General features: G+C 68.4%; 30 protein-coding genes. 18 read left to right on the top strand and 12 right to left on the bottom strand.

The genetic code is table 11. The features are described 5' to 3' along the window. Positions 1-18 precede the first annotated feature (18 nt). The 4 genes from J7495_RS12205 to parE all read right to left on the bottom strand — a co-directional run bounded on the left by J7495_RS12205 (position 19) and on the right by parE (position 5,950). A complete protein-coding gene (locus J7495_RS12205; protein WP_294056781.1) occupies positions 19-1,569 on the bottom strand; it encodes a winged helix-turn-helix domain-containing protein in 1,551 nt (516 codons plus the stop codon). After that, positions 1,566-3,119 (bottom strand): winged helix-turn-helix domain-containing protein, encoded by a 1,554-nt coding sequence (locus J7495_RS12200; protein ID WP_294056780.1) that lies wholly within the window; start codon positions 3,117-3,119, stop codon positions 1,566-1,568. Before J7495_RS12200 ends, J7495_RS12205 begins: the two co-directional genes overlap by 4 nt. A 62-nt stretch (positions 3,120-3,181) precedes the next feature. Further along, the gene (locus J7495_RS12195; protein ID WP_294056779.1) at positions 3,182-3,898 is read right to left on the bottom strand and encodes a hypothetical protein; all 717 of its coding nucleotides are present in this window, start codon (positions 3,896-3,898) and stop codon (positions 3,182-3,184) included. 75 nt (positions 3,899-3,973) lie between these two features. Further along, positions 3,974-5,950, bottom strand: coding sequence for a DNA topoisomerase IV subunit B (gene parE / locus J7495_RS12190; protein WP_294056778.1), 1,977 nt, complete (start codon positions 5,948-5,950; stop codon positions 3,974-3,976). Positions 5,951-6,033: 83 nt separating this feature from the next. Here parE and J7495_RS12185 point away from each other — a divergent pair, with 83 nt between their 5' ends. The 3 genes from J7495_RS12185 (at position 6,034) to J7495_RS12175 (ending at position 8,126) form a co-directional block, all read left to right on the top strand. Beyond that, the gene (locus J7495_RS12185) at positions 6,034-6,576 is read left to right on the top strand and encodes a demethoxyubiquinone hydroxylase family protein (RefSeq protein ID WP_294056777.1); all 543 of its coding nucleotides are present in this window, start codon (positions 6,034-6,036) and stop codon (positions 6,574-6,576) included. Between the two features lie 66 nt (positions 6,577-6,642). Then, positions 6,643-6,978, top strand: a complete 336-nt coding sequence (locus J7495_RS12180) for a tail fiber protein (protein WP_294056776.1) — start codon at positions 6,643-6,645, stop codon at positions 6,976-6,978. Beyond that, the gene (locus tag J7495_RS12175) at positions 6,975-8,126 is read left to right on the top strand and encodes a serine hydrolase domain-containing protein (RefSeq protein ID WP_294056775.1); all 1,152 of its coding nucleotides are present in this window, start codon (positions 6,975-6,977) and stop codon (positions 8,124-8,126) included. The genes J7495_RS12180 and J7495_RS12175 overlap by 4 nt, the downstream gene beginning before the upstream one ends. A gap of 71 nt (positions 8,127-8,197) precedes the next feature. On the opposite strand, the gene J7495_RS12170 is transcribed toward J7495_RS12175, so the two are convergent. Continuing rightward, positions 8,198-8,863 carry a GcrA family cell cycle regulator gene (locus J7495_RS12170; RefSeq protein ID WP_294056774.1) on the bottom strand — a complete coding sequence of 222 codons (666 nt, stop codon included), beginning with the start codon at positions 8,861-8,863 and terminating at the stop codon, positions 8,198-8,200. A gap of 52 nt (positions 8,864-8,915) precedes the next feature. Between J7495_RS12170 and J7495_RS12165 the strand changes: the two genes are divergently transcribed. The 9 genes from J7495_RS12165 to queE all read left to right on the top strand — a co-directional run bounded on the left by J7495_RS12165 (position 8,916) and on the right by queE (position 17,145). Then, on the top strand, positions 8,916-9,758 hold the full coding sequence (locus J7495_RS12165) for an ABC transporter permease (protein ID WP_294056773.1): 843 nt from the start codon (positions 8,916-8,918) through the stop codon (positions 9,756-9,758). 145 nt (positions 9,759-9,903) lie between these two features. Further along, positions 9,904-11,298: a patatin-like phospholipase family protein gene (locus tag J7495_RS12160; RefSeq protein WP_294056772.1), complete on the top strand. Its 1,395-nt coding sequence runs from the start codon at positions 9,904-9,906 to the stop codon at positions 11,296-11,298. Between the two features lie 242 nt (positions 11,299-11,540). Next, positions 11,541-12,737, top strand: coding sequence for an aspartate aminotransferase family protein (locus J7495_RS12155; protein WP_294056771.1), 1,197 nt, complete (start codon positions 11,541-11,543; stop codon positions 12,735-12,737). Continuing rightward, positions 12,734-13,651: an ornithine carbamoyltransferase gene (argF, locus tag J7495_RS12150; protein WP_294056770.1), complete on the top strand. Its 918-nt coding sequence runs from the start codon at positions 12,734-12,736 to the stop codon at positions 13,649-13,651. The genes J7495_RS12155 and argF overlap by 4 nt, the downstream gene beginning before the upstream one ends. A 56-nt stretch (positions 13,652-13,707) precedes the next feature. Beyond that, positions 13,708-14,139: a hypothetical protein gene (locus J7495_RS12145; protein ID WP_294056769.1), complete on the top strand. Its 432-nt coding sequence runs from the start codon at positions 13,708-13,710 to the stop codon at positions 14,137-14,139. Between the two features lie 59 nt (positions 14,140-14,198). Beyond that, the gene (locus J7495_RS12140; RefSeq protein ID WP_294056768.1) at positions 14,199-15,119 is read left to right on the top strand and encodes an Hsp33 family molecular chaperone HslO; all 921 of its coding nucleotides are present in this window, start codon (positions 14,199-14,201) and stop codon (positions 15,117-15,119) included. 89 nt (positions 15,120-15,208) lie between these two features. Further along, positions 15,209-15,619, top strand: a complete 411-nt coding sequence (locus tag J7495_RS12135) for a hypothetical protein (RefSeq protein ID WP_294056767.1) — start codon at positions 15,209-15,211, stop codon at positions 15,617-15,619. A gap of 196 nt (positions 15,620-15,815) precedes the next feature. Then, positions 15,816-16,502: a 7-cyano-7-deazaguanine synthase QueC gene (gene queC, locus J7495_RS12130; protein WP_294056766.1), complete on the top strand. Its 687-nt coding sequence runs from the start codon at positions 15,816-15,818 to the stop codon at positions 16,500-16,502. A 10-nt stretch (positions 16,503-16,512) separates the two neighbouring features. Beyond that, the gene (gene queE, locus J7495_RS12125; RefSeq protein WP_294056765.1) at positions 16,513-17,145 is read left to right on the top strand and encodes a 7-carboxy-7-deazaguanine synthase; all 633 of its coding nucleotides are present in this window, start codon (positions 16,513-16,515) and stop codon (positions 17,143-17,145) included. A gap of 253 nt (positions 17,146-17,398) precedes the next feature. On the opposite strand, the gene J7495_RS12120 is transcribed toward queE, so the two are convergent. The 3 genes from J7495_RS12120 to lipB all read right to left on the bottom strand — a co-directional run bounded on the left by J7495_RS12120 (position 17,399) and on the right by lipB (position 19,335). Continuing rightward, on the bottom strand, positions 17,399-18,106 hold the full coding sequence (locus J7495_RS12120; protein ID WP_294056764.1) for a hypothetical protein: 708 nt from the start codon (positions 18,104-18,106) through the stop codon (positions 17,399-17,401). 242 nt (positions 18,107-18,348) lie between these two features. Next, the gene (locus J7495_RS12115; RefSeq protein ID WP_294056763.1) at positions 18,349-18,579 is read right to left on the bottom strand and encodes a hypothetical protein; all 231 of its coding nucleotides are present in this window, start codon (positions 18,577-18,579) and stop codon (positions 18,349-18,351) included. A 90-nt stretch (positions 18,580-18,669) separates the two neighbouring features. Continuing rightward, positions 18,670-19,335 carry a lipoyl(octanoyl) transferase LipB gene (gene lipB / locus J7495_RS12110; protein ID WP_294056762.1) on the bottom strand — a complete coding sequence of 222 codons (666 nt, stop codon included), beginning with the start codon at positions 19,333-19,335 and terminating at the stop codon, positions 18,670-18,672. 110 nt (positions 19,336-19,445) lie between these two features. On the opposite strand from lipB, the gene J7495_RS12105 reads away from it, so the two are divergent. Together J7495_RS12105 and J7495_RS12100 are read left to right on the top strand one after the other, a co-directional pair. Beyond that, positions 19,446-20,252: a glycerophosphoryl diester phosphodiesterase membrane domain-containing protein gene (locus J7495_RS12105; protein WP_294056761.1), complete on the top strand. Its 807-nt coding sequence runs from the start codon at positions 19,446-19,448 to the stop codon at positions 20,250-20,252. Then, positions 20,249-20,968 (top strand): hypothetical protein, encoded by a 720-nt coding sequence (locus tag J7495_RS12100; protein ID WP_294056760.1) that lies wholly within the window; start codon positions 20,249-20,251, stop codon positions 20,966-20,968. The genes J7495_RS12105 and J7495_RS12100 overlap by 4 nt, the downstream gene beginning before the upstream one ends. Here J7495_RS12100 and J7495_RS12095 read toward each other — a convergent pair. The 4 genes from J7495_RS12095 to J7495_RS12080 all read right to left on the bottom strand — a co-directional run bounded on the left by J7495_RS12095 (position 20,923) and on the right by J7495_RS12080 (position 23,293). After that, entirely contained in the window at positions 20,923-21,531 is a 609-nt protein-coding gene (locus J7495_RS12095) for a GNAT family N-acetyltransferase (protein WP_294056759.1), read from the bottom strand. The genes J7495_RS12100 and J7495_RS12095 overlap by 46 nt on opposite strands. A gap of 8 nt (positions 21,532-21,539) precedes the next feature. Then, positions 21,540-22,394: an oxygen-dependent coproporphyrinogen oxidase gene (gene hemF / locus J7495_RS12090; RefSeq protein WP_294056758.1), complete on the bottom strand. Its 855-nt coding sequence runs from the start codon at positions 22,392-22,394 to the stop codon at positions 21,540-21,542. A 174-nt stretch (positions 22,395-22,568) separates the two neighbouring features. Further along, a complete protein-coding gene (locus tag J7495_RS12085; RefSeq protein WP_294056757.1) occupies positions 22,569-22,835 on the bottom strand; it encodes a pentapeptide repeat-containing protein in 267 nt (88 codons plus the stop codon). Beyond that, the gene (locus J7495_RS12080; protein ID WP_294056756.1) at positions 22,835-23,293 is read right to left on the bottom strand and encodes a TrmH family RNA methyltransferase; all 459 of its coding nucleotides are present in this window, start codon (positions 23,291-23,293) and stop codon (positions 22,835-22,837) included. Before J7495_RS12080 ends, J7495_RS12085 begins: the two co-directional genes overlap by 1 nt. Before the next feature lie 175 nt (positions 23,294-23,468). Between J7495_RS12080 and petA the strand changes: the two genes are divergently transcribed. The 4 genes from petA to J7495_RS12060 are packed head-to-tail and all read left to right on the top strand — an operon-like array spanning position 23,469 to position 26,727. Continuing rightward, on the top strand, positions 23,469-24,041 hold the full coding sequence (gene petA / locus J7495_RS12075) for a ubiquinol-cytochrome c reductase iron-sulfur subunit (RefSeq protein ID WP_294056755.1): 573 nt from the start codon (positions 23,469-23,471) through the stop codon (positions 24,039-24,041). 6 nt (positions 24,042-24,047) lie between these two features. Next, entirely contained in the window at positions 24,048-25,319 is a 1,272-nt protein-coding gene (locus J7495_RS12070) for a cytochrome b N-terminal domain-containing protein (protein WP_294056754.1), read from the top strand. Between the two features lie 17 nt (positions 25,320-25,336). Further along, positions 25,337-26,176, top strand: a complete 840-nt coding sequence (locus J7495_RS12065) for a cytochrome c1 (protein WP_294056828.1) — start codon at positions 25,337-25,339, stop codon at positions 26,174-26,176. 2 nt (positions 26,177-26,178) lie between these two features. Then, positions 26,179-26,727 carry an adenine phosphoribosyltransferase gene (locus tag J7495_RS12060; protein ID WP_294056753.1) on the top strand — a complete coding sequence of 183 codons (549 nt, stop codon included), beginning with the start codon at positions 26,179-26,181 and terminating at the stop codon, positions 26,725-26,727. Positions 26,728-26,787 lie beyond the last annotated feature (60 nt).

Below are 26,787 nucleotides of genomic sequence, written 5' to 3'. Positions count from 1 at the left end.
CCGACTCTCGGTGGCGCGCTAGCGGCGATAATCCGGCACAATGTGGTTGTCGCGCCAGAATTTGGCGAGGCCGATCGCTTCCATCAGCCGCTCGAAGCGCGGATCGGCCCGTAATGGGGCATAGGGCGGCCAGAAGAGATAGTGCGTCCGGCGATCGTCGCGGCGCGTGAAGCTGCCCTGCTCGGTGGTGAAGCGCACTTCGCCCGGATCGAAGCCGCGCGCGAAGAACAGCGCGTCGGCGATCTCGAAGGCGGTATCGATCCGCCCGAAGGCGCAGGCATAGGCGATCGCATTCTCGGCATGGCCCGAGCCGTGGTGCGCCGACTCGAGTGCGGCGGCCATCGCGGAATCGACCTCGGCTGGGTTCCGCGAGCGCATGGCGCGGGCGACCTTGAGGATCAGTTCGAACTCGGCGGGCGGGATGCCGGGCGGGCGGATCGCGATGTTCTCGGCGAAGGCGATCGCGTCGTTCACGCGGCCGCTGTAGAGCGAGAGGTAGAAGCGCGCGAACCACATCGCGTAATAGCCCGGGAAGAGCGACAGGCTCTCGTCGACGACGCGATCGGCCTCCTCGAGGCGGTTCGCTGCCCAAAGCGTCGTGGCCAGCTGGTAGCGTGGGCTGGGCGCGGTGGGATCGATCGCGGCGAGCTTGCGAAAGGGCCCGAGCGCGGCGTTGCACTGTCCCGTCTGGGCGTAGACCCAGCCGAGCGACTGGACCAGATCGAAATCGTCGGGATGATCGACGAGCGCTGCCTTCACCTTGCGCTCGCGCTCGCCCCAGCTGCCCAGGCCGGGCATCAGCAGGAACTCGGCCTTGAGCGCGGTCGTGTTGCGTGGATCGAGCGCTCGGGCACGATCGAGCGCAGCCTTGGCGTGAGTCATCATCGACGCATCGTCGCGCATGCCGCGGCCGAAATAGGCCCAGGCATAGGCTTCGGCGAGCAGCGCCCAGGCCTCAGCGTTGTCGGGCGCGAGCTCGACGACGCGGCGCATCAGGCCGATCGCGGTCATATTGGCTTCGGTGGTCTGGAGGCGGAGCGCATCGCGGGCGCGCGCCATCAGCGCTTCGGCCTCGGGTGGGAGCTTGGGCTGGGCCGGGCGGCGGAGGAACAGTGCCGCGCCGCCGCCGGCTGCGGCGACTGCGGCCGCGCCTCCGCCGAGCAGCAGCAGGCGGCGGCGGCTCGGATGCGCCGGCCCGGGCGCCGACTCCGGCGCAGGCGCTGGCTCCGCCCTCTCGAGGACCAGCCGATAGCCCACCTTGGTGATCGTCTCGATCCGGAAGCGGCCCTGGCCGATCCCCTCGGCGACGCGGCGCAGGCGCGAAAGCACGCGGTTGATCGCATCCTCGCCCACCACGCGCCCATCCCAGCAACTCTGGCCGAGTTCATCGCGCGTCACCACCGAACCTCTGGCCTGGGCGAGCGCGACGAGCACCTGCATCACCCGCGGCTCGAGGATCTCGGTCGCGCCATCGGCGCTGGTCAGCTCGCGCGTCTCTGGGCGCACCGAAAGCGCGCCGAGCGGGAAGGGCGCCACATGCGCCAGCTCGATCCGGCCGGGCGCGGTCACGTCCGATAGTCCGGGCGCCTGCCGCTTTCGCGCCAATAGCGTTCGAGGCCGAGATCGCCGACCAGCTTCGCGAAGCGCGGATCGCGGCGCATCGGGGCGAGGTGCGGCAGGAAGAGGTACATCGATCGCCGGTCCTCGATCCGCGAATAGGTGCGCGCCTTGGGGTCGAAGCGATTGTCGGGCACGGTGAAGCCTCGGTTGAAGAAATAGGCGTCGGCGACCTCGAAGGTGAGGTCGAGCCGGCCATAGGCGGTGAGATACTGGATGGTGTTCTCGGCGTAGCCCGCGCCCTCGTGCGCCTGGTCGAGCATCACCTCGATCGCGCGCGCCACCTCGGCCGGCGCGCGCGACTTGAGCGCACGCGTGTAGATCAGCACGCGCTCGATCTCGATATCGGGGATTCCCGCGGGGCGGCCGTCGAGATTCTCGCCCATCGCGATCGCCTCGTCGAAACGGCCGGTGAAGGTGTAGGTGTAATAGCGGCCGAACCAGATCGCGAAGTGAAGCGGGAACAGCCGATAGGCCTGGTCCATCGCGCGATCGAGCTCGTCCATCCGGTTCGCGCCCCACAGGCATTGCAGGTGGAAGAACAGCTCGTTGGGCGCGGGCGAGGTCGCGGCGACCGCGCGCGTCATCAGGTCCGCCGCCTCGCGCATCCGGCCGACCTGGACCAGCGTGATGCCCATGTCGTTGGCGAGCAGCCCGTCGTCGGGGCGCTGGTCGAGCCCGACGCGGAGCAGCCGCTCCTGCACCGCCCAATGACCGAGCCGCGGATAGAGCCAGGCCGCGGCGCCATTGGCATAGGCATTGACCGGATCGAGCGAGAAGGTCCGCGCGATCACGTTGCGCGCCTTGTCGGCGAGCTGGGGCGCCATGCGCGGCTCGGCATAGTGCGACTGGAGCGCATAGATATGGGCGAGCAACCCCCAGCCGTCGGCATAATCGGGGTGGAGCTCGGTCACGCGCGTGAGCAGGCCCATCGCGGCGGCATTGCCCTCGATGGTCGCCTGGCGCATCGCATCGTAGCCCGATTTGACCATGCCGGCGACGTCGGCGGGCGGCGGCTGCGGGCCGCGGTCGCGCGGCCAGAGCCACCAGCCGCCCAGCGCGGCCGCCGCCAGCGCGCCGCCGCCGCCGATCACCAGCGCGCGGCGCGACGGGGCCGCCGGCGTTGCCGGTGCCGCTGGCGAGGGCGGCGATGTCTCAGCGGCCGTGCGGACCAGCCGGTAGCCGACCTTGGTGATCGTCTCGATCGCGAAGCTGCCTTCGCCGATCCCTTCGGCCGAGCGGCGAAGGCGCGAGATCACGCGGTTGATCGCATCCTCGCCGACGACGCGACCTTCCCAGCAGAGCCGGGTCAGGTCGTCGCGGCTGACGATCGCCCCGTCGGCTCGGGCGAGCGCGACGAGCACCTGCATCACGCGCGGCTCGAGCACCTCGACCGCGCCGTCGTCGCGCACCAGCTCGCGCGTGCCGGGCCTGACCGCGACGCGGCCGAGCGCGAATCCCGGCGCATGCGCGAGATCGATCCGCCCGTCGCCATCACTCACTCGCCGCTCTCCCCGCTGGCACCCGCCCCTTCATAGAGGCGCGGGCGCGGGGCGTCGATCGATTAGCGGCAGCCGGGCGGGAGTCGCCCGCCGGCGAGGTCCTGACTGACCAGCGGCTTGGTGTTCTCCTCGACGAACTCGCGTGCGAGCAGCAACGAAGCGTCGAACGACAGGTCGGCGACCTGCGTGCCGTCGCGTTCGAAGGTGAAGCGGAGGCGCCCGTGGGGCGGGTCGGCGCCCCTGTCGAGCTTGTCGACGCGCTCGATCGCATAGAGGCTGGTGCCCGGCTTGGGATTGTGGAGGCCCTGGTACCAGATTTGCCTGCCGTCGAGGTAGACGCGCGAGACGAGCGGCTGGTCGCTCGTGCCGGGGATGCTCAGCGTCAGGTCGAGCTCGTAGCTGATGTCGTAATCCTTGCCCCAGTCCTGGCGGAAGGTGGCGGTCTGGCTGAGCCCGAGGTGCTTGCGGTCGGCGATGGTCACGCCGGTGCCGAGCGAGAGCGTGGCGGGCACGAGCGAGGCCGATGCGGTGGCGAACGTGCCTTCGCCGGTCGGCACCGGCTGGTTGTTCTCGAAGGTGAAGCTCGCGCGGTAGCGATGGTCGACGCCGGCGATGGTACGCGCGGCCTGGCAGGTCATGCTGCGCGAGCTGCTGCCGGCGAAGAGGTTGCGCGGGCCCATCGCATCGCGTGGCTGGGCTTCGCTGTCCTGCGCGCTCGCGGGCCCGGCGGCCAAGGCGCTCGTGGCGAGCGCGAAGCCCAGGATGCACCGGCGGATCATCGGCATTCCTCCCCTGTTTTCGCGGGCGAGTTTCCTTGCGGGGAGATGAACGGAGGCTGACTTTCCGATGCTCGATCAGGCGTCGATCGCCTCTTCCTCCAGCCGCGCGGCATTCTCCTGGATGAAGGCGAAGCGGTGCGCCGGGTTGTTGCCCATCAGCCGCTCGACGAGGTCCTTCACCACCGCGCGCTCCTCATATTCCTCGGGCAGGCGGACGCGCAGCATGCCGCGCGTCGCCGGGTCCATCGTCGTTTCCTTGAGCTGGCCCGGGTTCATCTCGCCCAGTCCCTTGAAGCGGCTGACCTCGACCTTCTTGCCCTTGAACAGCGTCGCCTCGATCTCGGCGCGGTGCGCATCGTCGCGCGCATAGGCCGACTTGGCGCCCACCGTCAGCCGATAGAGCGGCGGCTGGGCGAGGTAGAGATGCCCCTGGCGGACGAGGTCGGGCATCTCCTGGAAGAAGAAGGTCATCAGCAGCGTCGCGATATGCGCACCGTCGACGTCGGCGTCGGTCATGATGATGATGCGCTCGTAGCGGAGGTTCTCGGGCACGCAGTCCTTGCGGGTGCCGCAGCCGAGCGCCTGGATCAGGTCGGCGATCTCCTGGTTGGCCAGGATCTTGGCGCTGGTCGCCGAGGCGACGTTGAGGATCTTGCCACGGATCGGCAGGATCGCCTGGGTCTTGCGGTCGCGCGCCTGCTTGGCCGAGCCGCCCGCCGAGTCGCCCTCGACGATGAAGAGCTCGGTGCCCGCGGGATCGTCCGCCGAGCAATCGGTGAGCTTGCCGGGCAGGCGGAGCTTGCGCGCCGAGGTCGCGGTCTTGCGCTTGACCTCGCGCTCGGCCTTGCGCCGCAGCCGCTCGTCCATCCGCTCGAGCACATAGCCGAGCAGCGCCTTGCCGCGGTCCATATGGTCGGAGAGGAAATGGTCGAAATGGTCGCGCACCGCCTTCTCGACCAGCCCCGCGGCTTCGGGCGAGGTTAGCCGGTCCTTGGTCTGCGACTGGAACTGCGGGTCGCGGATGAACACGCTGAGCATCAGTTCGGAGCCGGTCATCACGTCGTCCGCGGTGATGTCCTTGGCCTTCTTCTGCCCGACGAGCTCGCCGAACGCGCGGATGCCGCGGGTAAGTGCGGTGCGCAGGCCCTGCTCGTGGGTGCCGCCGTCGGGCGTGGGGATGGTGTTGCAATACCAGCTGTACGAGCCGTCGCTCCACAGCGGCCAGGCGACTGCCCATTCGACGCGGCCCTGGCCGTCCGGGAAATCCTGCGCGCCCGAGAAGAACTCCGCCGTCGCGCATTCGCGCGTGCCGATCTGCTCCCTGAGATGGTCCGCCAGGCCGCCGGGGAACTGGAACACCGCTTCGGCGGGGGTATCGTCGGTGATCAGCTCGGCGTCGCACTTCCAGCGGATCTCGACGCCGGCGAACAGATAGGCCTTGGAGCGCGCGAGCTTGTAGAGCCGGCCGGGCTTGAACAGCATCTCGCCGAAGATCTCGGTGTCGGGCGTGAAGGCGACCGACGTGCCGCGCCGGTTGGGCGTGCCGCCGAGATGCTCGAGCGGGGCGAGCGTCACGCCGCGGGCGAAGCGCTGGCGGTAGAGCTGCTTCTCGCGCGCGACTTCGATCACCGTGTCCATCGACAGCGCGTTGACCACCGACACGCCCACCCCATGAAGGCCACCGCTCGTGTTGTACGCCTTGCCGCTGAACTTGCCGCCCGAATGGAGCGTCGAGAGGATGACTTCGAGCGCCGACTTGTCGGGGAATTTGGGATGCGGGTCGACCGGGATGCCGCGGCCGTTGTCGACGATGGTGAGGCGGTTGCCCGCCTCGAGCGTCACTTCGATCCGCGTGGCATGGCCCGCGACGGCTTCGTCCATCGCATTGTCGAGCACTTCGGCGGCGAGGTGGTGGAGCGCGCGCTCGTCGGTCCCGCCGATATACATGCCCGGGCGCCGGCGGACCGGCTCGAGCCCTTCGAGGACCTCGATCGAGGAAGCGTCGTAATTGCCGGGCGTGGAGCCGGGGGAAGCGAACAGGTCGTCGGCCATGGCCGAGTATAGGGGCGCAGGAATCGGCTGCGCAAGGCGGGCGGGGGGTTATCCACCGAAAGCCGATGCGATAGGCAGGGGAAATGGTGCTGACGGCGGAAATGGCGGCGGGGGAGACCCGGGGGGATCGGATCCTGCGCGTCGATCATGCCGGCGAGCATGGCGCGGTGTGCGTCTATGCCGCGCAGGCGCGAATCGCACGCTGGCGATCGCCGGGCGCGGTCGCGGGGATCGAGCATTGCCTCGCGCACGAACGGCGCCACCGCGCACTGTTCGCTGCCGAGATCGCGCGGCGCGGGCAGCGGTGGTGCTGGAGCTACGCGCCGTGCGGGGTGCTGGGCACGACGCTGGGTGTGGTGACGGGGCTGCTCGGCCCCTCGGCGATCGCCGCGGCGACGCTCGGGATCGAGCGGGTGGTGCTCTGCCACCTCGAGGACCAGATGGCGAAGCTCGCGACAATCGATCCCGCGGCAGTCGTGGTGATTGCTCAGATTGTCGCCGAGGAGCGTGAGCATCGCGACAACGCTTCACGGGAGGTGCGTGGCCTTGCAGCATGGCTGATCGCGCCGCTCGTCTCGGCCGCCACCGAAGCGGTGATCTGGATCGGCATGCGACGCCCGCTATAGCAGGGCGGCGAATCAGGGAGGGAATGAATGCGCTTGCCGTTCAATGGCTTAACCTTGTGCACCGGCTTGCTGGCGCTGTGCGTCGCTATTCCCGCCGCCGCGCAGCGCTTCGCCGGCGAGATCGTGATCAGCGCCACCGGCCAATGCCCCGCAGGGATGAAGGCGGCGAACGGCGAGCTGCTCTCGGTGCGCGACCATGACGCGCTCTTCCGGCTGTTCGGCACCGCTTATGGCGGCGACGGCGTGAAGAGCTTCGCGCTCCCCGACCTGCGCGCGCAGCAGATCGCGCTCAACAACCTCGCGCGCACCACGCCCGCGCCCGGCGCGACGCGCATGGCGCCGGCGATGCGGACCGACCTGCCGCTCGTCTATTGCGTGGTGCTCGAGGGGGATATGAAATGATCGACAGGCGCACGGCAATGGCGATGCTCGCCGCCAGCCCGTTCGTGCCCAGCGCGGCGGCGGGCGCGACCTTCGGGATTGAAGCGGTCGCGCGGATGGCAATGGCGCGGAGCGGTGCGCGCGGGCTCGCGGTCGCGACGGTGGCGGACGGCCAGGTCACCGGCGTCCACGCCTTCGGCGCGCGAAACGAGGCGGGCGATCCGCTGACCACCGACACGGTGATGTACGGCGCCTCGGTCACCAAGGCAGTGTTCGCCTATACGGTGATGCAGATGGTCGACGAGGGGAAGCTCGCGCTCGACCGCTCGATCGCCGACATCCTGCCCAAGCCCTTGCCCGAATATGGCAATCTCGACGCCTATGGGAATTGGGGCGACCTCGCCGACGACGAGCGCTGGCGCCGGATCACGCCGCGGATCATCCTGACCCACAGCACCGGCTTCGCCAATTTCGCCTACCTCGAGCCCGACGAGAAGCTGCGGATGCACTTCGATCCGGGCACGCGCTACGCCTATTCGGGCGAGGGGATCATCCTGCTCCAGTTCGTGATCGAGCAGGGGCTGGGGCTCGAGCTCGGCGCCGAGATGCAGCGCCGCGTGTTCGATCGCTTCGGCATGGCGAACACGAGCATGAAGTGGCGCCCCGACTTCGCGAGGAACCTCGCCGACGGCTGGACCGCCGAGGGCAAGGTCGAGCCGCACGACGAGCGCAGCCGCGTCCGCGCCGCGGGATCGATGGACACGACGATCGCCGACATGGCGAAGTTCGCCGCGGGCTTCGCGCGGGGCGAGGGGATCAGCGCCAAAGCGCGCGCGGAGATGATCCGCCCGCAGCTGCCGATCACGACGCGCAGCCAGTTCCCGACGCTCGCGCCCGAGCTGCCGCCGGCCGAGCGGCCCAAGGGTGTCTCGGCGGGGCTGGGCGTGGTGACCTTCCAGGGGCCGCAGGGGCCGGGCTTCTTCAAGACCGGCCACAATGAGTCGACCGGCAACCTCTGGGCGACGCTCGACCGCGGCCGCCGCAGCCTGGTGATCCTCGCCAACGACGTCCGCGCCGAGCGCGGCTTCCCCGAGATCACGCGCGCCGTGCTGGGCGAGACGGGCCTGCCCTGGGCGTGGGAATATGGCGAGGCGGCCGCCAAGCCCTGAATGCAAAGCGCCCCGGAAGCCGGGCTTCCGGGGCGCTTCGATTGATCCGTGTCTGCCGCTCGGCGGACGCGTCAACGAACCCTGGGGCCGCCGAAGGGCAGCGGCGGCGGGGGACGGCGGTCGCGGCGCGGGAGCTGCGCCTGATAGGCGTGGCCGCAATGATCGACGCAATAGGGGAAGCCCGGGTTCACCTTGTCGCCGCAGAAATGGAAGTCGGGCTCGCCGGGATGGCCGATCGGCCATTTGCAGACCTTGTCATTGAGATCGAGCAGCGAGGTCTTGCCCGCGATCGCTTCGCTCGGCTTGGCCGGCACGAGGCGACGCGGCGGCGCGGGCGCGATCGGCGCTGAGGCCTCGCCGGGGTTCTGGCGCAGGAAGCCGCCGGGACCGACCGAGCGGAGCACCGGCCCGTCGGGTTTGGACTCGCCCGCAGGGGCTGCCGGCGCCGACGCAGCAGCAGGCGCAGCCGGGGCCGGGGCTGCAGCCGGCGCGGCGGTCGGAGCAGGGCGCGGCGCGGGGGCCGGCGACGGTGCGGCGGGCGCCGGGCGCGGCGTCGATTCGGCCTTGGCTTCGTTGGGCTTCACTGGCGACGGCCGCGCCGGCAGGCCCAGGCGATGCGCCTTGCCGATCACCGCATTGCGGCTCACCCCGCCCAGTTCCTCGGCGATCTGAGTCGCGGTCATCCCGCTGTCCCACATCCGCTTGAGGGTATCGATCCGCTCTTCGGTCCAGCTCACCAGTCTTCCTTCACCTTGCAGGCTGCGCGGGCAGCGAGTACGCGAACGCGCCATGCCCAGCCAGCCAGAAATCGGTCAACAGCTCCCCGAGCCCGGCGTTCCGGTCATCCGCAACGTCAACTGGGGAGGCCTGCGAACGCTCTATATCAAGGAGGTGCGCCGTTTCTTCAAGGTGCAGCTCCAGACAGTTTGGGCGCCGGCGGTCACCACGCTGCTGTTCCTCGTGATCTTCTCGGTCGCGCTGGGCGGCGGCGGGCGCACCGTGGCGCTGCAGGGGCGCGAGATCCACTTCCCCGATTTCATCGCGCCGGGGCTCATCGTGATGGGCATGCTGCAGAACGCCTTCGCCAATGCGAGTTTCTCGCTGCTCGTCGGCAAGATCCAGGGGACGATCGTCGATTACCTGATGCCGCCGCTCTCGACCGCCGAGCTGCTCGCGGCGCTGACCGGCGGCGCCGTGACGCGCGCCTTCTGCGTCGGCGGCGCGGTATGGATCGCGATGTTGCTGTGGCCGGGGGTGCACGTCATCCCGGTGAACGGCTTCGCAGTGCTGTGGTTCGGGCTGCTCGGCTCGGTGTTCCTCTCGCTGATGGGCGTGCTGACCTCGATCTGGGCGACCAAGTTCGACCATGCCGCGGCGGTCACCAACTTCGTCGTCGCGCCGCTCGCCCTGCTCTCGGGCACCTTCTATTCGGTCGACCGGCTCGCACCCGCCTTCCGCACGATCAGCCATTTCAACCCTTTCTTCTACATCATCTCGGGGTTCCGATACGGCTTCCTCGGCGTCGCCGATTCGCCGGTGCTGGTGGGGAGCGTGGTGATCCTCGGGCTCGACCTCGTGCTCGGCCTCACTTGCTATGCGCTGCTGCGCCGGGGCTGGAAGCTCAAGAACTGAGCGAGCGCGAACAATATTGTTCGACTTCGACAGTAAAGATCGGCCATCCTGTTGAAGCGCTTGCGATTTCTTTAGAAGTTGCGGGCAATTGCCGAGGACTCCCCGGCGCCCTATTCTCGCCGAGACCGGGGTGAGGGGGATTGGCATGCGGATTCAAGCATTTCTGCCGGTGATGCTGCTCGCGGGGCTGCTCGCCGGCTGCGTCCAGGACCGGCCGCGCCCGATCGCCGGCTGCAATTATCGCGCGATCCCGATGACGGTGCCCGTCGCGCGGCCCGACGGCACGCCGGGGCTTCAGGCCGGCGCGCCCGGCGCGCTCGGCGCAGGCCAGGAAGCGCCCAGCGACGCCTTCACCGCCCAGATCCAGACGCAGATGGCCCAGCGCCACGCGATCCGCGACGTCGAGCCGGGCGCGGACCACGACCAGTTCCTCGTGCTGAGCGGCGGCGGCGAGCACGGCGCGTTCGGCGCGGGCTTCTTCTGGGGCATGGACAAGGTCCCGACCTACGACATCGTCACCGGCGTCTCGACCGGCTCGCTCCAGAGCACGCTGATGTTCCTCGCCAACAGCCCCGTCCCCGCCGACCGCACCGACTATCGCTGGGTCGACGGCCGTCTCGCCTCGCAGGCTCCGGGCGAGCCGCACCAGTTCCCGATTCGGCCCGGTACCTCGAACCTCGGCGACCTCGCGCTCGCCTATTCGATCGGCAGCGAGAGCGATCTGATGACGCGCAAGCTCGGCGGGCCCGCGGGGATCGTGTTCAAGGGCTCGGCCGCGGGCTTCGGGCCGCTCAAGGCGCGGCTCAAGGCGCTGCTCACGCTCCAGACGCTCGATGAAGTCGGCCGCCAGCGCGACGAGGAAGGCCGCGGGCTCTACGTCGGCGTGGTCAATCTCGACGACGGCTATGGCTATGCGATCGACATGACCGAACTCGGCTCGCGGATCCGCGCGACGCGCGACATGCCGGAGAAGCTGCGATTGCAGGACTGCTATGTCGAGGCGCTGCTCGCCTCCTCGAGCGTTCCGCCGGGGGTGCCGCCGATCACGCTCGAGACCGACCATGGCACGAGCATGTACATGGACGGCGGCGCGCGCTTCGGCGTGTTCCTCCAGCAGCTGCTGCCGGCGATCGGCCATGCCGCGACGAAGGATGCGCGGGTGACGGTGATCGCGAACAATTCGCTCGAGAGCGGGCCGTGGGAGGCCGACGGCAAGCCGGCGCTCAAATGGTCGGCCGCGACCTTTGGCCTCCGCGCGGTCGACCTGCTCGAGGGACAAGTCTATCGCTTCTCGGTCAACGATGCCGAAGGCTTCGGGATCAAGCTCGGCCAGATGCGCATGGCGTATATCTCCAACGCCAACCTGCCCGGGGGGGAAGTACCCGACGACCACCGGTTCGAAGGCAATACCTGCGGCGCCTGGCGCGCGATCGACGCCAAGGCCAAGCCGCTGCAGTTCCACCCCAATTACATGGCGTGCCTGGCGGATTATGGCCGCAGCCGCGGGGTGACGCAGGCCTGGAACCGCGCGGTGCCTTGAGGGGCGCGCTCGCAACCTTCAACCGTCATCCCGGCGAAAGCCGGGACCCAGGGCCACGGGCGAGGTCCTTCGTAACCCTGGGTCCCGGCTTTCGCCGGGATGACGGCTCTGAGCGAAACGAACAGGGGTTGATCCCCCCCGCGCGGACTCGTAAACACCCGCTCCGGGCGGTCCGGACACGGGCCGCCTTTCGTTTTTTCCGGAGTCCTTCCCCAAGCACGCTCGAAGGAGGAGCAGGTTCGATGACGATCACCCCGCTGATGCCAGTCTATCCCCGGTGCGGGGTTCGGCCGGTGCGAGGCGAGGGCTGCTATCTCATCGGCGAACGAGGGGAACGCTATCTGGACTTCGCCGCGGGCATCGCGGTCAACGCGCTCGGCCACGGCCATCCGCACCTGACCAAAGCGATCCAGGACCAGGCCGCAACGCTGATGCACGTGTCGAACCTCTATGGTTCGCCGCAGGGTGAGGCGCTGGCGCAGCGCATCGTCGACAACAGCTTCGCCGACACGGTGTTCTTCACCAATTCGGGCGTCGAGGCGGTCGAATGCGCGATCAAGACCGCGCGCCGCTACCATTATGCCAACGGCAATCCGCAGCGCTACAAGCTGATCACCTTCAAGAACGCCTTCCACGGCCGCTCGCTCGGCGCGATCAGCGCGACCGACCAGCCCAAGATGCGCGACGGCTTCGAGCCGCTGCTCCCGGGCTTCGCTTATGCGAAATTCAACAACCTCGAAGGCGCGCTGGCGCTGATCGACGACCAGACCGCGGGCTTCATGGTCGAAACCGTGCAGGGCGAGGGCGGGATGACCGCGGGCACGCCCGAGTTCATCCAGGGCCTGCGCAGGGCCTGCGACGAGCATGGCCTGCTGCTGATCCTCGACGAGATCCAGTGCGGCTATGGCCGGACCGGCAAGATGTGGGCCTATGAGCATTACGGCATCACTCCCGACATCGCGACCGCGGCGAAGGGCATCGGCGGCGGCTTCCCGCTCGGCGCGTGCCTCGCGACCGAGGAAGCGGCCAAGGGGATGGTGATCGGCACCCACGGCTCGACCTATGGTGGCAATCCGCTCGGCATGGCGGCGGGGCAGGCGATCCTCGACGTGATGCTCGAGCCCGGCTTCCTCGAGCACGTCACGGCGATGGGCGATCGCCTCCGCCAGGCGTTCGAGCAGCTGATCCCCAACCACGACCACCTCTTCGAGGAGATCCGCGGCAAGGGGCTGATGCTCGGCATCAAGATGAAGGAGCCGGCGGTGTCGCGCGATTTCGTGGCGCACCTGCGCGACAACCACGGGCTGCTCACCGTGGCGGCGGGCGAGAACGTCTTCCGCGTGCTACCGCCGCTGATCATCGACGAGAGCCACATCGCCGAGTGCATCGAGAGGCTGAGCGAAGGCGCGCGGGCCTATACGCCCGCCGCCGCGGCGTGAGGGATTTCCTCGACCTTTCGGACGCCGGTCCGGAAGGTCTCGCGGCGATCCTCCACGACGCGCTCGACCGCAAGACCTCGCGCAAGGGCTGGCCGAAAGGCCGGCCCGACGCCGATGCCCCCCTCGACGGCCATGTCCTCGGCATGGTGTTCGAGAAGAGCTCGACCCGCACGCGCGTGTCGTTCGACCTGGCGATCCGCCAGCTGGGCGGCACCTCGGTGGTGCTCGACGCCGGCAACACCCAGCTCGGCCGCGGCGAGACGGTGGCGGACACCGCGCGCGTGCTCTCGGGCTATTGCGACGCGATCATGATCCGCACCGACGAGCATGCGAAGCTCATCGAGATGGCGCGCCATGCCAGCGTGCCGGTGATCAACGGGCTGACCGACGATTCGCATCCCTGCCAGATCGTCGCGGACCTGCTGACGCTGATCGAGGCGGGCAAGGCGCTGCCCGGGCTCAAGGTCGCCTGGCTCGGCGACGGCAACAATGTGCTCGCCTCGATCATCGAGGCGGGCGCGATGATGCACTTCGACGTGGTCGCGGCTTGCCCTCAGGGCTTCCAGCCGAGCGACGCGGTGGTCGCGCGAGGCAACGGCCGGGCGCGCGTGGTCGGCGATCCGCGCGAAGCGGTCGAGGGTGCGGACGTGGTCGTCACCGACACCTGGATCTCGATGGGCCAGGCGCATGCCGACACCAAGCTCGCGGCGATGATGCCCTATCAGGTCACGCCGGCGCTGATGGCCGAGGCCAGGCCCGACGCCGCCTTCCTCCACTGCCTCCCCGCGCACCGCGGCGAGGAAGTGACCGACGCGGTGATCGACGGGCCCCAGTCGCTGATCTGGCCCGAGGCGGAGAACCGGCTCCACGCCCAGAAGGCGATCCTGCGCTGGTGCTTCGAGCAGATCGGGTGAAAGCGCGCATTCCAGCGATTCATGTGGCGGCGGTGTTCGTCGTTGCTACCGCGGGAATGCTTCTTCTCCTGGGAGTAGCCGGCACGCTGGGCATGCGGCCATGGGGTGTCGTCCGGACCGACGGCCTGTTCGACGATGGATATTATCTCGTTTCCCACGGCCGCCGCCTGTTGAAGTGCGGTGCGTTCGCGCTTGCGAATGCCGCCGTCGTGATTGCACTTTCGCGACCTGCCGTGGCCGCGCGACGGCGCCTGCTGTGCTGGATCGTGCTCGTCGGCACCGCGATGGTCTTGATCGGCGGCATCATGGCGGAGACCGATTGGCGGCCGCCAAGGGGCGGGATCTCTGCGTTCGACACCAAGGCGATGCTCGCGCTCGTGACGCGCGATCGCTTTGGGCAGGCGCTGTCGGCGTTCGGCGCGTTGGTGGCAATGCTTGGCTGGCTGTTGCGCGCGGCCGGCTGGGTGGCCCGGTATCGGCGTCCGTGACGGCGCCAACTCCGCAAGCTTGTTGCGATACTCCGCCCGGTACACCATTTGCTGCCACCATGACACAGCCTTCCTCCATCGATCTCGACCGCGTGATCGGCTTCACCATCCCCGCCCGCCAAGCGCGTGGCCGCATCGCGCGGCTGGGGCCGGTGCTCGACACGATCCTGACCGCGCACGCCTATCCGCCCGCGATCGAGGCGCTGCTCGCCGAGGCGCTGACGCTCACCGCGCTGCTCGGCGCGACGCTCAAGGATGCCGAGGGGCAGATGACGCTCCAGGCGCAGACCGATGGCGGGATCGTCAGCCTGATGGTCTGCGATTACAAGTCGGGCGAGCTGCGCGGCTATGTCCAGTATGACGTCGACCGGCTCGCTGCGGCGGGGCCGACGCCTTCGTTGTACGCGCTGTTCGGCAACGGCTATCTCGCGGTGACCTTCGACCAGGCGACCACCGGCGAGCGCTACCAGGGGATCGTGCCGCTCGACGGCGCGTCGCTGGCCGATGCCGCCGAGCATTATTTCGACCAGTCCGAGCAGATTCCCAGCCTCGTGCGCCTCGGCACGCGCCGCGGCGCCGGCGGCAACTGGGTCGCGGGCGGGCTCTTCCTCCAGCACATGCCCGAGGGCGAGGAGGGCCGCGAGCGGATCCATGCGCGCGAGAACCACGCCGAATGGGAACATGTCGAGGCGCTGGGCAGCACGATGGGCGCAGACGAGCTGGCGGATGCCGAAATTCCGCTCGAGACGCTCGTCTGGCGATTGTTCAACGAGGAGGAGGAAGTTCGCGTGCTCGCGGGCGTCGACCTCGTCCGCGGCTGCCGCTGCGATGCGGACTACATCCTGAAAGTGCTCGCGAAATTCCCCCAGGAGGAGCGCGAGGCGATGGCCGACGAGCAGGGGATGATCACCGTCGACTGCGCGTTTTGCGCGCAGAAATTCCCGGTCCCGCTCGCCAGCTTCTCTGCGCCACCGTTGTAAAGCGGCCCGCAATCCCCATAATTCGCATGCGAAATGGAGTGAGTGATTCGAGGAGGAATCGCGAGCTCGGCGGGCGCGGAGATCGGTTGATGGGGCTGTGGCGTGGTTGGCGTCCGGCGGTTGCCGGTGTTGCGGTTCTGGTTCTCTCGGGCGTTGCGCCGGCGCAGCGCAGTCCCGCGACGCTGACGGCGTTGCGCGGGCTCGAGCGGGGCCAGTGGCAGCTCAAGGATACCGAGGACGGCACGACGCGGAAACTGTGCCTCAGCGATCCTTCGACGCTGCTCCAGCTCCAGCACGGCAACACGCAATGCTCGCACTTCGTGGTGGAGGATAGCGCCAGCGCCGCGACGATCCACTACACCTGCCCCGGGCACGGCTATGGCCGCACGACGGTCTCGGTCGAGACGCCCCGGCTGGTGCGGGTCGACACCCAGGGCGTGCTCGACGGCGCGCCGTTCGCGAAGGAGCTCGAAGGGCGGCGCATGGGGGCTTGCGGCTGAGCTTGCCCAATTGCGGCGAAATCGTGTTCAGTCTCCGTTTACCCTTTCCGCGCTAGACCCGATTTCGTTCCTCCGGGAACGCATTCCTCTCTGGCAGGGTATTCCCAGAACTGGGGCCGCGTCGCAGCGGCCCTTTTTTGCAGCTGCGAAGGCGCCGCTTGGACGCGCGGCCAAAATCCTCTAGGCGCGATCGATCATGAGCAACGGCAAGCTGGCAGTCGCCCTCATCTCGGGCGGGCTCGATTCGATGGTCTCCGCGGCACTGGCGAAGGAGGCCGGCTTCGGGCTGCTCGCGCTGTCGATCGACTATAACCAGCGCCACCAGGTCGAGCTCGCCGCGGCGCGGCGGATCGCCTCGGCGCTCGGCGCGGAGCGGCATGTCGTGCTGCCGCTCGACCTGCGCGCCTTCGGCGGCTCGGCGCTCACCGCCGAGATCGACGTGCCCAAGGAAGGGGTGGGGAGCGACATCCCGGTCACCTATGTCCCTGCGCGCAACACCATCTTCCTAAGCCTCGCGCTCGGCTGGGCCGAGGCCGCGGGCGCGCGCGACCTGTTCATCGGGGTCAATGCGCTCGACTATTCGGGCTATCCCGATTGCCGGCCCGAGTTCATCGAAGGCTTCGAGAAGCTCGCCGAGCTGGCGACCAAGGCGGGCGTCGAGGGCGAGCCTTTCAGGATCCACGCGCCGCTCCAGCACATGACCAAGGCCGATATCGTCCGCGAGGCCGATAGGCTGGGGCTCAAGGCCGGGATGAGCTGGTCGTGCTACGACCCGGCGCCGGGCGGGCTGCACTGCGGCCTGTGCGACAGCTGCCGGCTGCGCGCCAAGGGGTTCGAGGAAGCGGGGCTTCCCGACCCGACCCAATACGCGGCGCAGCCCTAGGACCGCCGCGATGGCCTATTCGGTCAAGGAGATGTTCCTCACGCTCCAGGGCGAGGGGGTGAATGCCGGTGCGCGGGCGGTGTTCGTGCGCTTCGCCGGCTGTAATCTGTGGAGCGGGCGCGAGGTGGACCGCGCGAGCGCAATCTGCCGCTTCTGCGACACCGATTTCGTCGGCACCAATGGCCTTGGCGGCGGCAAGTTCGCCGACGCCGAGGCGCTCGCCGACGCGGTCGGGGGCTTCTGGGGCGAGGGCGACGAGGCGCGCTTCGTGGTGCTCACCGGCGGCGAGCCGATGCTCCAGGTCGACGATGCGCTGGTCGACGCGCTTCACGCGCGCGGCTTCCGCATCGCGATCGAGACCAACGGCACGCTGGCGGTGCATCCCGGCATCGACTGGGTGTGCGTGAGCCCCAAGGCGGGGAGCGAGGTGGTCCAGCGCGCGGGCGACGAACTGAAGCTGGTCTGGCCGCAGCCGGGGACCGACGTCGATGCGATCGAGGGCTGGGCCTTCCGCCACTTCCTCGTCCAGCCGATGGACAGTCCCGAGGCGGAGGCGAACACGCGTGCCGCGGTCGACTTCGCGATGGCGCGGCCGCAGTGGCGGCTCACGCTCCAGACGCACAAGCTGCTCGGGCTGCGCTAGAAGCGCTCGGAACCCCAGCGATCGACGCGCCTCGACATCCCGAGTCGGTGCGGCAACCGGGGCTGAAAAGTCACAAGAGTCACAACCCGTCGCCGGGATTCCGCTGTCCGGTTCCTGCCAGGTTCAAAGAGCGGCCGGATTGCTCCAGCCGCGCCAGCCAAGCAGCCGAATTCCTACATTGCAAGCGAAGGCGGCCCTGGGCGCGTCCCAGCGGACGCGGAAGAGGGCCGGAACGCAAAAGCCGCCGTTCCGCTCAGTCCCGCCGCTTCTTCTTCTTGCCGTCATCGGGGACCACGATCACCGGCGCGCCGTCCCAGGCGGGGGCGCCGCACTTCTTGATCTGATAGTCGCTGTCCTTCCAGCAGGTCTCGTCATTCCACGGCGGCGTGCGCATCGCGGGCGGCGGGGGGCGGTTGAAGCGGCGTGGGAAGGCCTGCTCGCCCCAGGGCGCCAGGCTCGCGCGCAGCTCGCGCATCCGCGCCTCGGCGAGGTCGCCGAACTTGCCGCGGGGCGCGAACAGCGCCTCATGCGCGATCGATCCGGCGGCGCTGCAGAAGGTCAACTGGCCCGAGACCGTCGAAAAGCCCGAATAGACGCGCGTGCCGAACCGGTCGAGTTCGGTCAGGCCCAGCTTCTTGTTGTTCTTGTTGATCCGCGTGAAATATTTCTCGAGCGTCGAATAGGAGCTTTTCAGCTCGCCGGCATGGTCGACGATGATCGCGTTGTAATTGTCGCGCGTGAGCAGGGTCGGCTCGAAATCGCATTGCAGCGCTGCGACGTTGAGCGCCGCGCGCAGGTTCCAAACCAGCGCCGCACGCAGCTCCAGCGGCGTCGCGCCGGGCAGCTCCTGGCCGATCATCCCAGGCTCGGCGCCGGTCACCGGCTCACCCTTGAGATCGGGCGACTTGATGAAGAATTGCGCCGAAGCCGGTGCCGCGGGCAGCAGCCCCGCCAACGCCATGCCGATCGCCAGAAATACTCGCGGAGCCCGCATCATCCCCTCACTCGGAAAGTCCCCGCTCAGGGTTACGGGACTTCGTGCGGCGACCCAAGCCCTTTTTGGCACGGATCGTCCCAGCTTGCGGCGAACCGAATCGAGCGCGGGACGAGCGGCCCCCGCCGGGGCTTGCGCGCACAAGAAAAGGGGCCGTCCGGTCGTCCCGGGCGGCCCCTCTGCAATTCACGCCACAGCGCGAAGCGCGATTACATCGCGTTCGTGGTGGTCTCGGTCGTGGTCGTGTTGGTCTCGACAACGGTGCCGTTGCCGGCGTCCGCACCCGCCATCGTGTCCTCGGCGCCGTTCTCGCTCGTCACGACCTCGGTGGTGGTCGTGTTGTTGACGGTGGCAGTGGTCTCGCCGCCGCAGGCGGTAACCATCAGGCCAGCGCCGGCGATCATCGAAACCGCGACGACCTTGGAGAGAATTGCACGCATGTATAGCTCCCTAGATAGTGGATTTGAGCGTCGGAAAAAGCCGTTAAATACCCAAACCGTGCTAGACATTAGACGGTTCGAAGCAGCCCCTCAAGACTCGTTTTCGCCCGGCGCAGCCAGACTCCCCAAAAATGGCAGAAATGTGGCCTCCAGCGCGGCATCGAACGCCGCTGCCGTAGCGTCAACCCCGAGCTGGGCAGCGCTAGTCACGGGAAATTCAGGGATTCCGCACGGCACGATCCCGCCGAAATGGCCCAGATCCGGGTTCAGGTTCACGGCAAAACCATGGAGCGTAACCCATTGGCGGATGCGCACGCCGATCGCGCCGATCTTCGCCTCCGGGCCGCCGTCGGTGGTCCAGATGCCGATCCGGCCGGGCGCGCGATAGCCGTTGACGCCGATCCGCGCGAGCGCGTCGATCACCCAGCCTTCGATCGCATGGACATAGTTGCGCACGTCGCGGCGGCGGTGGCGCAGGTCGAGCACGACATAGCCGATGCGCTGCCCCGGCCCGTGATAGGTGTAGCGCCCGCCGCGACCGGTGCGGAACACCGGGAAGCGCGGATCGAGCAGCTCGGCGGGATCGGCGCTGGTGCCCGCGGTATAGACCGGCGGGTGTTCGAGCAGCCAGACAAGCTCGCGCGCCTCGCCCGCCACCAGTGCAGCGGCGCGCGCCTCCATCTCGGCGAGGGCGAATTCATAGGGGACCGGCGCGTCGCTCACGCGCCATTCGATGTCCGGCAAACCCGATGTCATGCCGGGCAGATGTGCGCTCGGCGGCCCGAGCGCAAGCGCCCGCAGTGCAGCATTGGCAAGCGCGAGACGCGGCGCTAACAGGCTTGGGCTCGCGGAGGGAGCGACTGCGCATGGTGAAGATGGGCACCGTCTGGGACCGGACGGCCGAGTTCGTGACCGACAATCTCTCCGCCATCGTTCCGGTTGCGCTGCTCGCGTTCTTCGTGCCCTTCTCGATCCAGGGCAATCTGGCGACGCTGCGCCAGAATGCCGGTGCCGATCTGGCGGTGACGCTCGAGCTGGTCTCGCTGGCGTTCGGGGTACTCGTGCTGTGGGGCTCGCTCGCGATCGTCGCGATGGCGCTCGGCCTGCGCGATGCGCGTGCCGTGGCGACGCGCCGGCTGCCCGCCGCGCTGCTCGTCTGGATCGCGCTGTTCGCAGCGCTCGTCGCGCCGGTGCTGGTGTTGCTCCTCGTCACCGATACGATCGCGCTCGCGATGGAGATCGCCCAAAATGGGCTCGACTTTGCCGCGCTGGGGCGCGCGATGGCGATCGTCTACGTCTTGCTCATCGTGGCGCCGCTTCTGCTGTGGTTAGGCGCGCGGCTGATCGTCGTCGGCCCGGGCATCGTCGCCGAGCAGCGGCTGTTCAGCGCGATCAGGCGCTCCTTCCAGCTCACACGGGGTCACGGGCTGATGATCGTCGGCGTGATCCTGTTGTACGGCCTGGTGGCTTTCGTGGCGAAGCTCGCCGCGCAGACGGTGTTCGGCTCGATCTTCCAGCTCATCAGCGGGCCTGCCAGCGGCGTCAGCCTAAGCCAGGTGCTCGCCTCGGTGATGGTCGCGCTGGTCCAGACCGCCTTCGCGGTGATCGCGCCCGCCTTCACCGCCAAGCTCTTCCTAGCCCTCACACAGCGCGAAGCCGCCGGAATTCCATGAGACTCACTTTCGAAGGCGTGTTCGCCGAAGCCCGTGCCCTTTGGGAGGCCGAGGGGGACACATTGCTGCGCGTCGCCGGCTTCTTCGGCTTCCTGCCACTGCTTGCCGCGGGGCTGTTCATGGCGCCGCTTCCCGCCAACGCCAGCGACGCCCAAGCCGGGCTGTGGCTGGTCGACACGATGCTGCCCTGGCTGTTCGGCACCAGCGTGATCTGCACCTATGCCTCGCTCGCGCTGCTGCTGCTGCTGCTCGACCCGGGCCCGTCGACGGGCGGCAGGCTGCTCGTCCGCGCGCTCGCGCTGCTGCCGTTCGCGATCCTCGCGATGGTCGTGGTCAACGTGCTCGTCTGGATCGGCCTGCTGCTGATCGTGCCCGGGCTCTACGTGAGCGGCCGCGCCTTCCTGACGCTGCCGACGCTCGCCGCCGGGCCAAGCCGCAACCCGCTCCAGGCGATTGCCGACGCGATCAACCGCAGCACCGGCAACGGCTGGTTCCTCGCGCTGATCGGGCTGATGCCGCTGCTCGCCTCCTATCTCGGCATGGCGGTGTTGCGCGAGCTTCTCGGCATGTTCGGCGAATCGTCGGACGCGATCCAGGCGATCGTTGCGCTGCTCGCCGCGTCGCTCGGCACTGCGGCGCTGATCGCGACTGCGCTGCTCCAGGTCGCCGCCTATCGCTTGCTGTCGCCCAAGCAAGGCCCGAGACAGGGAATGTGAGGCGCGGCCTCGCGGGGCAGCGCGCCGCTCAGCCGGGGATCGTCGAAGGTCTCGACCAGCCGCGCGAAGGGCACGAAGCCGTGGCGCTGGTAGAAGCCGAGCGCGCTCGGATGGTCGAGCGTGCAAGTGTGCACCCAGACGCGGGCGATGCCGCTCCGCCACGCCATCGCCAGCGCCTGGCGCATCAGCCAGCCGCCATGGCCCTTGCCGGTGAGCTCGGGGACGAGCCCGAAGAAGGCCAGCTCGCACTGGCCCTCGGCGCGGAAGTCGAGCTCGACCATGCCGATCTCGATGCCCGCGCGGTCGACCACGGCGTAGATTTCCACGCCTGGGTCCTCGATGATCGCGCGCAACGCCTTGTCGGCCATCACCAGCCGCGAGAACCACAGCCAGGGCTCGCCGACGCGGCGGAACAGCATGCGGTAGCGCTCGACGCTCGGCGACGGCCAATGGACGAGCCGCAGCGGCGAGGGCGCGAGCGGGGCAGGGCGCGGCCGCTCCTTCATCTCGAGCGAGGTGACCACCGCGGCGATCTGGCCGCTGGGGACGCGCGTAAGGCCCATCGCCGCGCCTATTCCCAGGCCGCGAGCGGGGGGAGGCTCATCAGGATCGCGTCGATGTTGCCGCCGGTCTTGAGCCCGAACAGCGTGCCGCGGTCGTAGATCAGGTTGAATTCGGCATAGCGCCCGCGCCAGACGAGCTGCTGCGCCTTCTCGGCGTCGGAGAAGGGCAGTCCCATCCGCCGCCGCACGAGCCTGGGGAAGACGTCGAGGAAGGCGCGGCCGACGTCCTGGGTGAAGGCGAAGCCCGCATCCCAATCGCCCTCGAGATGGTCGTAGAAGATCCCCCCGACCCCGCGATGGACCTTGCGGTGGGGGATGTAGAAATAATCGTCCGCCCATTGCTTGAAGCGCGGATAATAGGTCGGGTCGTGCGCGTCGCATGCGGCTTCGAGCGCGGCGTGGAAGTCGGCGGTGTCGTCGTCGCAGGGGATCGGCGGGTTGAGGTCGGCGCCGCCGCCGAACCAGCGCTTGGTGGTGCAGAGGAACCGGGTGTTCATGTGCACCGCGGGCACGTGCGGGTTGGCCATGTGCGCGACCAGGCTGATGCCGGTGGCGAAGAACTTGGGGTCCTCGCCGGCGCCGTGGATCGTCTTGGCGAACTCGCCCTCGAAGCTGCCGCCGACGGTCGAGACGTTGACGCCGACCTTTTCGAACACCTTGCCCTTCATCACCCCGCGCATGCCGCCCCCTCCATTGTTGGCGCCGGGCTCGCCCGAGGGGTCGGTGCGCTCCCAGGGCGTGTAGGCGAAGGCGGCGTCCGAGCCCGCCTCGCGCTCGATCGCCTCGAACTCGGCGCAGATCGAATCGCGCAGGGATTCGAACCAGGTGCGGGCGGCGAGTTGCTGGGGGTCTAGCGGTTGCATGCGGGGCGGGTAGCAAGCGGCGAGGGCTTATCGCAACCATAAGCCGTCATCCCGGCGAAGGCCGGGACCCAGGGCAGCGAGCGACGTCCTCTGTAACCCTGGGTCCCGGCTTTCGCCGGGATGACGGTGGAAGTGGGCGGGGTGAGTAGGGAGGGGACGGGGAGGGCGTGGCTCTCAGAGATGCCCGCCGCAATCCTTCTCGATCGGTTCATTCAGCCACGCCCCCACGTCGTACCCGAAGATCGTCAGCCCGCTCACATTGGCGTCGGTGATCGTCACGCCCGACAAATTGACGTTGTCGATCCGCGCGCCGGCCAGGTTCACATTGTCGAAGCGCGCGCCCGCGAGGTTGACGTCGTCGAACACCGCGCCGGCGAGCGAGAGGTCGGTGAACTCGGCGCCGTCCATCCGGGCGTGCGCGAAACGCGGTGCGTCGGCCATCAGTCGTTCCCCTCCGGCCAGCCGCCGGTCTGTCGCAGCCCCTCGGCAATCCCGATTCCGGCGGCGACCGCCACGTTGAGCGAGCGCATCCCCGCCAGCAAGGGGATTCGCACCCTGAGGTCGGCGCGGTCGTGGACGAACCCCGGTACCCCGCTTCCCTCGGCGCCGAGCAGCAGCGTGTCGTCTTCCAGGAACCGCGCCTTGGGCAGCGGCACGCTCGCCCTGGTGGTGAACAGCACCAGTCGGCCTGGGATCCGCGCTTCGAACGTCGCCCAGTCGACATGCCGCGCGATCTCGGCTTGGACGGCATAATCCATTCCCGATCGCGCCAGCGCACGCTCGCTCCAGGGGAAGCCCATCGGCTCGATCAGGTCGACCGGAATCCCCAGGCAGGCGGCCGTCCGCAGGATGGTGCCGACGTTGCCGGCGATGTCGGGCTCGAACAGGGCGATGCGCAATCCACGGGCTCCCGTCACGCGATGGTCAAAATGCCTGTTGGCAAAGCCGCATCGCCGCGTCTATCAGGCCCGGCAACCATACCCCGGGGGGCATCGCCGGGGTCTGGCCAAGGGGAGCTCGGACATGAGTTTGCGTGCGCTCCTTCGGCCGGTTCTGATGTGCAAGGGCTGAAGCATGGCAAACGATGTTGGTGTTCCCCCCGAATCAGCCGATCACCTCGAGGATCCCCGTCGCCGCGACTATCTGACCTACGCAGCGGTCGGCGTCGCGGGCGTGGGCGCCGCGGCGACGCTGCTGCCGCTGATCAACTCGATGAACCCCTCGGCCGACGTGCTCGCGCAGTCGACTACCGAGATCGATCTCTCGCAGATCGAGCCGGGCCAGGCGATCAAGGCGCAATTCCGCAAGCAGCCCCTGTTCGTGCGCAACCTGACGCCGAAGGAAATCGACGAGGCCGACGCGGTCGACGCCTCGACGCTGCGCGATCCGCAGACGCTCGAGCAGCGCACCAAGGCGGGCAAGAAGAACTGGCTGATCACGCTGGGCGTGTGCACCCACCTCGGCTGCGTGCCGCTGGGTGCGGGCGAGGGCGAGAACCGCGGGCCGTTCGGCGGCTATTTCTGCCCGTGCCACGGCTCGGCGTACGACACGGCCGCGCGCATCCGCCAGGGGCCGGCACCGAAGAACCTGCAGGTTCCCGACTATAGTTTCACTTCCGACACCGTCGTCGTCGTGGGTCAAGGATAAGCGTCGATGAGCTTCCCCTGGGCAAAGCAATACGAGCCGAACAACCCCGTGATGAAGTGGGTCGACGATCGGCTGCCGCTTCCGCGCTTCGTGTACAACGCGGTGGGCGCCGGCTATCCGGTGCCGCGCAACCTCAACTATTTCTGGAACTTCGGCGTCCTCGCGGGCGTCGCGCTGACCATCCAGATCCTCACCGGCGTCATCCTCGCGATGCACTATCACTCGAGCGCGGCGGAAGCCTTCGTCTCGATCAACGGCGGGATCATGCGCGACGTGAACGCGGGCTGGTTCCTGCGCTTCGCTCACGCCAACGGTGCGTCGATGTTCTTCATCGTCGTCTACATCCACATCTTCCGCGGCCTCTTCTACGGATCGTACAAGGCGCCGCGCGAGATGGTGTGGCTGCTCGGCGTGGTGATCTTCCTGCTGATGATGGCCACCGCCTTCATGGGCTATGTCCTCCCCTGGGGCCAGATGAGCTTCTGGGGCGCGCAGGTGATCACGGGCTTCTTCTCCGCCATCCCGGTGGTCGGCGAGTGGATCCGCATCTGGCTGCTCGGCGGCTATGCGCCGGATGACGCGGCGCTCAACCGCTTCTTCTCGCTCCACTATCTGCTGCCCTTCGTGATCGCGGGCGTGATCATCCTGCACATCTGGGCGCTGCACATCCCCGGCTCGTCGAACCCGACCGGCGTGGAAGTGAAGGACGAGCAGGATACGGTGCCCTTCCACCCCTATTACACCGCCAAGGACGGGTTCGGGGTCGGCGTGTTCCTGATCCTCTTCTCGATCCTCGTGTTCTTCTATCCGGACGCGCTGGGCCATCCCGACAACTATATCGTGGCGAATCCGCTCTCGACGCCCGCGCACATCGTGCCGGAGTGGTATTTCTGGCCCTTCTACGCGATCCTGCGCGCCTTCACCGCGGACTTCCTGCTGCCGGCGAAGCTGTGGGGCGTGCTCGCGATGTTCGGCTCGATCCTGCTGCTGTTCTTCCTGCCCTGGCTCGACAAGTCGCCGGTGCGCTCGGCCAACTATCGGCCGATGTACCGGATCGCCTTCTGGGTGCTGGTGGCGGACGTGCTGGTGCTCGGCTGGTGCGGCGGTTCGGCCGCGACACCGCTGTACATCATCCTCAGCCAGATCTGCGCGGCTTACTATTTCGCGCACTTCCTGATCATCGTGCCGATCATCTCGCGGTTCGAGCGTCCGCGCCCGCTGCCGAACTCGATTACCGAAGCCGTGCTGGGGACGAGCGCCCCCGTGGCCACCGCCTGAAGGACGAATGGACCATGATGTTTTCGCTGTTCATCCGGTCGATCAAGTTCCTGGTGGGGGCTGCCTTCACGGGCGTGCTGCTTTGGGCGCTGCTCTGGACCGTGGTCGGCCTGGTCACCTCGCCGCCCGAGAAGACGGCCGAGGAATGGGTGCACGAGACGCACGAACTGAAGGAGGTTTCATTCGCCTCCGATGGCCCGTTCGGCAGGTTCGACCCGCGCCAGATCCAGCGCGGCTTCCAAGTCTACAAGGAAGTCTGCTCGTCGTGCCACTCGCTCAGCCTCGTCGCCTTCCGCGACCTGAAGCAGCTCGGCTATTCGGACGCGCAGGTGAAGAAGATCGCCAAGGACTGGGCGGCCAAGCAGCCGGTTCAGGATCCCAAGGCCGGCACCTGGGGTGAGCGCGACAACACACCCGCCGACCATATCCCGCACGTCTATTATCCGGGCCAGGGCTCGCCGCCCGACCTCTCGCTGGTCGCCAAGGCGCGGCACGGCGGCGGCGCGTACATCTATTCGCTGCTGACCGGCTATGAGGACAAGCAGCCCGCCGAGCTGCTGAAGAACTTCCCCGGCGCCAAGACGCCCGACGGGCTGTTCTACAATCCCTATTTCGCGAACCTCAACATTGCTATGCCCGAGCCGCTCAAGAGCACTGGTCAGGTGACCTATCTCGACGGCACCGTCGCGACCAAGGACCAGATGGCCAAGGACGTCTCGGCGTTCCTCGTCTGGACCGCGGAGCCGACGATGCAGGCGCGCCATCGCTACGGCGTGGCGGTGGTCCTCTTCCTGCTGTTCGCGACCATCCTCGGCTTCGGTGCCTATCGGACGGTCTGGGCTGGCGTGAAGCATTGATCATGACGGACACCCTCGTCGCGAACGAGGACATCCGGCAACGGATCCGCACGATCCCGGACTTTCCGAAGCCCGGGATCATGTTCCGCGACATCACAACGCTGCTCCTCGACGCCGAGGGGCTGCGGCTGACGATCGACCGGATGGCCGGGCAGGTGGCGGGGCCGATCGACCTCGTCGCAGGCGTCGAGGCGCGCGGCTTCCTGTTCGGCGCGGCGCTGGCGGTGAAGCTCGGCACCGGCGTGCTGCTGATCCGCAAGGACGGCAAGCTGCCCGGCGCGACGATCGCCGAGGATTATGCGCTGGAGTACGGCACCGACCGGATCGCGATCCACGCCGACGCCTGTGCGCCCGGTGCGCGGGTGCTGCTGGTCGACGATTTGATCGCCACCGGCGGCACGGCGCGCGCGGCAGTGCGGCTGCTGCGCAAGGCTGGGGCGGAGGTCGTCCAGGCCTCGTTCGTGGTCGATCTGCCCGAGCTGGGCGGCGCTGAGGCGCTGCGCGACGAGGGGATCGCCGTCACGTCGCTGGTTGCGTTCGAGGGGCATTGAGACGACCCCTGTCGTTCAGCCGCCACCCGGCGCTCGCCGGGACGACGGCTGAGGGGCTTC

The sequence above is a fragment of the Sphingomonas sp. genome, from assembly GCF_017745215.1.
Taxonomy (GTDB): Bacteria; Pseudomonadota; Alphaproteobacteria; order Sphingomonadales; family Sphingomonadaceae; genus Sphingomonas.
Note: the sequence above shows the minus strand (reverse complement) of the source record. Positions and strands in the feature narration are given on the sequence as shown.

Excerpts from the sequence above, each read along its gene's own strand:
- J7495_RS12195 (WP_294056779.1), bottom strand. The coding sequence starts at position 3,898 with ATGATCCGCCGGTGCATCCTGGGCTTCGCGCTCGCCACGAGCGCCTTG.
- parE (WP_294056778.1), bottom strand. The coding sequence starts at position 5,950 with ATGGCCGACGACCTGTTCGCTTCCCCCGGCTCCACGCCCGGCAATTAC.
- J7495_RS12185 (WP_294056777.1), top strand. The coding sequence starts at position 6,034 with ATGGTGCTGACGGCGGAAATGGCGGCGGGGGAGACCCGGGGGGATCGG.
- J7495_RS12175 (WP_294056775.1), top strand. The coding sequence starts at position 6,975 with ATGATCGACAGGCGCACGGCAATGGCGATGCTCGCCGCCAGCCCGTTC.
- J7495_RS12165 (WP_294056773.1), top strand. The coding sequence starts at position 8,916 with ATGCCCAGCCAGCCAGAAATCGGTCAACAGCTCCCCGAGCCCGGCGTT.
- J7495_RS12160 (WP_294056772.1), top strand. The coding sequence starts at position 9,904 with ATGCGGATTCAAGCATTTCTGCCGGTGATGCTGCTCGCGGGGCTGCTC.
- J7495_RS12155 (WP_294056771.1), top strand. The coding sequence starts at position 11,541 with ATGACGATCACCCCGCTGATGCCAGTCTATCCCCGGTGCGGGGTTCGG.
- J7495_RS12145 (WP_294056769.1), top strand. The coding sequence starts at position 13,708 with ATGCTTCTTCTCCTGGGAGTAGCCGGCACGCTGGGCATGCGGCCATGG.
- J7495_RS12140 (WP_294056768.1), top strand. The coding sequence starts at position 14,199 with ATGACACAGCCTTCCTCCATCGATCTCGACCGCGTGATCGGCTTCACC.
- J7495_RS12135 (WP_294056767.1), top strand. The coding sequence starts at position 15,209 with ATGGGGCTGTGGCGTGGTTGGCGTCCGGCGGTTGCCGGTGTTGCGGTT.
- queC (WP_294056766.1), top strand. The coding sequence starts at position 15,816 with ATGAGCAACGGCAAGCTGGCAGTCGCCCTCATCTCGGGCGGGCTCGAT.
- queE (WP_294056765.1), top strand. The coding sequence starts at position 16,513 with ATGGCCTATTCGGTCAAGGAGATGTTCCTCACGCTCCAGGGCGAGGGG.
- J7495_RS12120 (WP_294056764.1), bottom strand. The coding sequence starts at position 18,106 with ATGGCGTTGGCGGGGCTGCTGCCCGCGGCACCGGCTTCGGCGCAATTC.
- J7495_RS12115 (WP_294056763.1), bottom strand. The coding sequence starts at position 18,579 with ATGCGTGCAATTCTCTCCAAGGTCGTCGCGGTTTCGATGATCGCCGGC.
- lipB (WP_294056762.1), bottom strand. The coding sequence starts at position 19,335 with ATGACATCGGGTTTGCCGGACATCGAATGGCGCGTGAGCGACGCGCCG.
- J7495_RS12105 (WP_294056761.1), top strand. The coding sequence starts at position 19,446 with ATGGTGAAGATGGGCACCGTCTGGGACCGGACGGCCGAGTTCGTGACC.
- J7495_RS12100 (WP_294056760.1), top strand. The coding sequence starts at position 20,249 with ATGAGACTCACTTTCGAAGGCGTGTTCGCCGAAGCCCGTGCCCTTTGG.
- J7495_RS12095 (WP_294056759.1), bottom strand. The coding sequence starts at position 21,531 with ATGGGCCTTACGCGCGTCCCCAGCGGCCAGATCGCCGCGGTGGTCACC.
- hemF (WP_294056758.1), bottom strand. The coding sequence starts at position 22,394 with ATGCAACCGCTAGACCCCCAGCAACTCGCCGCCCGCACCTGGTTCGAA.
- J7495_RS12085 (WP_294056757.1), bottom strand. The coding sequence starts at position 22,835 with ATGGCCGACGCACCGCGTTTCGCGCACGCCCGGATGGACGGCGCCGAG.
- petA (WP_294056755.1), top strand. The coding sequence starts at position 23,469 with ATGGCAAACGATGTTGGTGTTCCCCCCGAATCAGCCGATCACCTCGAG.
- J7495_RS12070 (WP_294056754.1), top strand. The coding sequence starts at position 24,048 with ATGAGCTTCCCCTGGGCAAAGCAATACGAGCCGAACAACCCCGTGATG.
- J7495_RS12065 (WP_294056828.1), top strand. The coding sequence starts at position 25,337 with ATGTTTTCGCTGTTCATCCGGTCGATCAAGTTCCTGGTGGGGGCTGCC.
- J7495_RS12060 (WP_294056753.1), top strand. The coding sequence starts at position 26,179 with ATGACGGACACCCTCGTCGCGAACGAGGACATCCGGCAACGGATCCGC.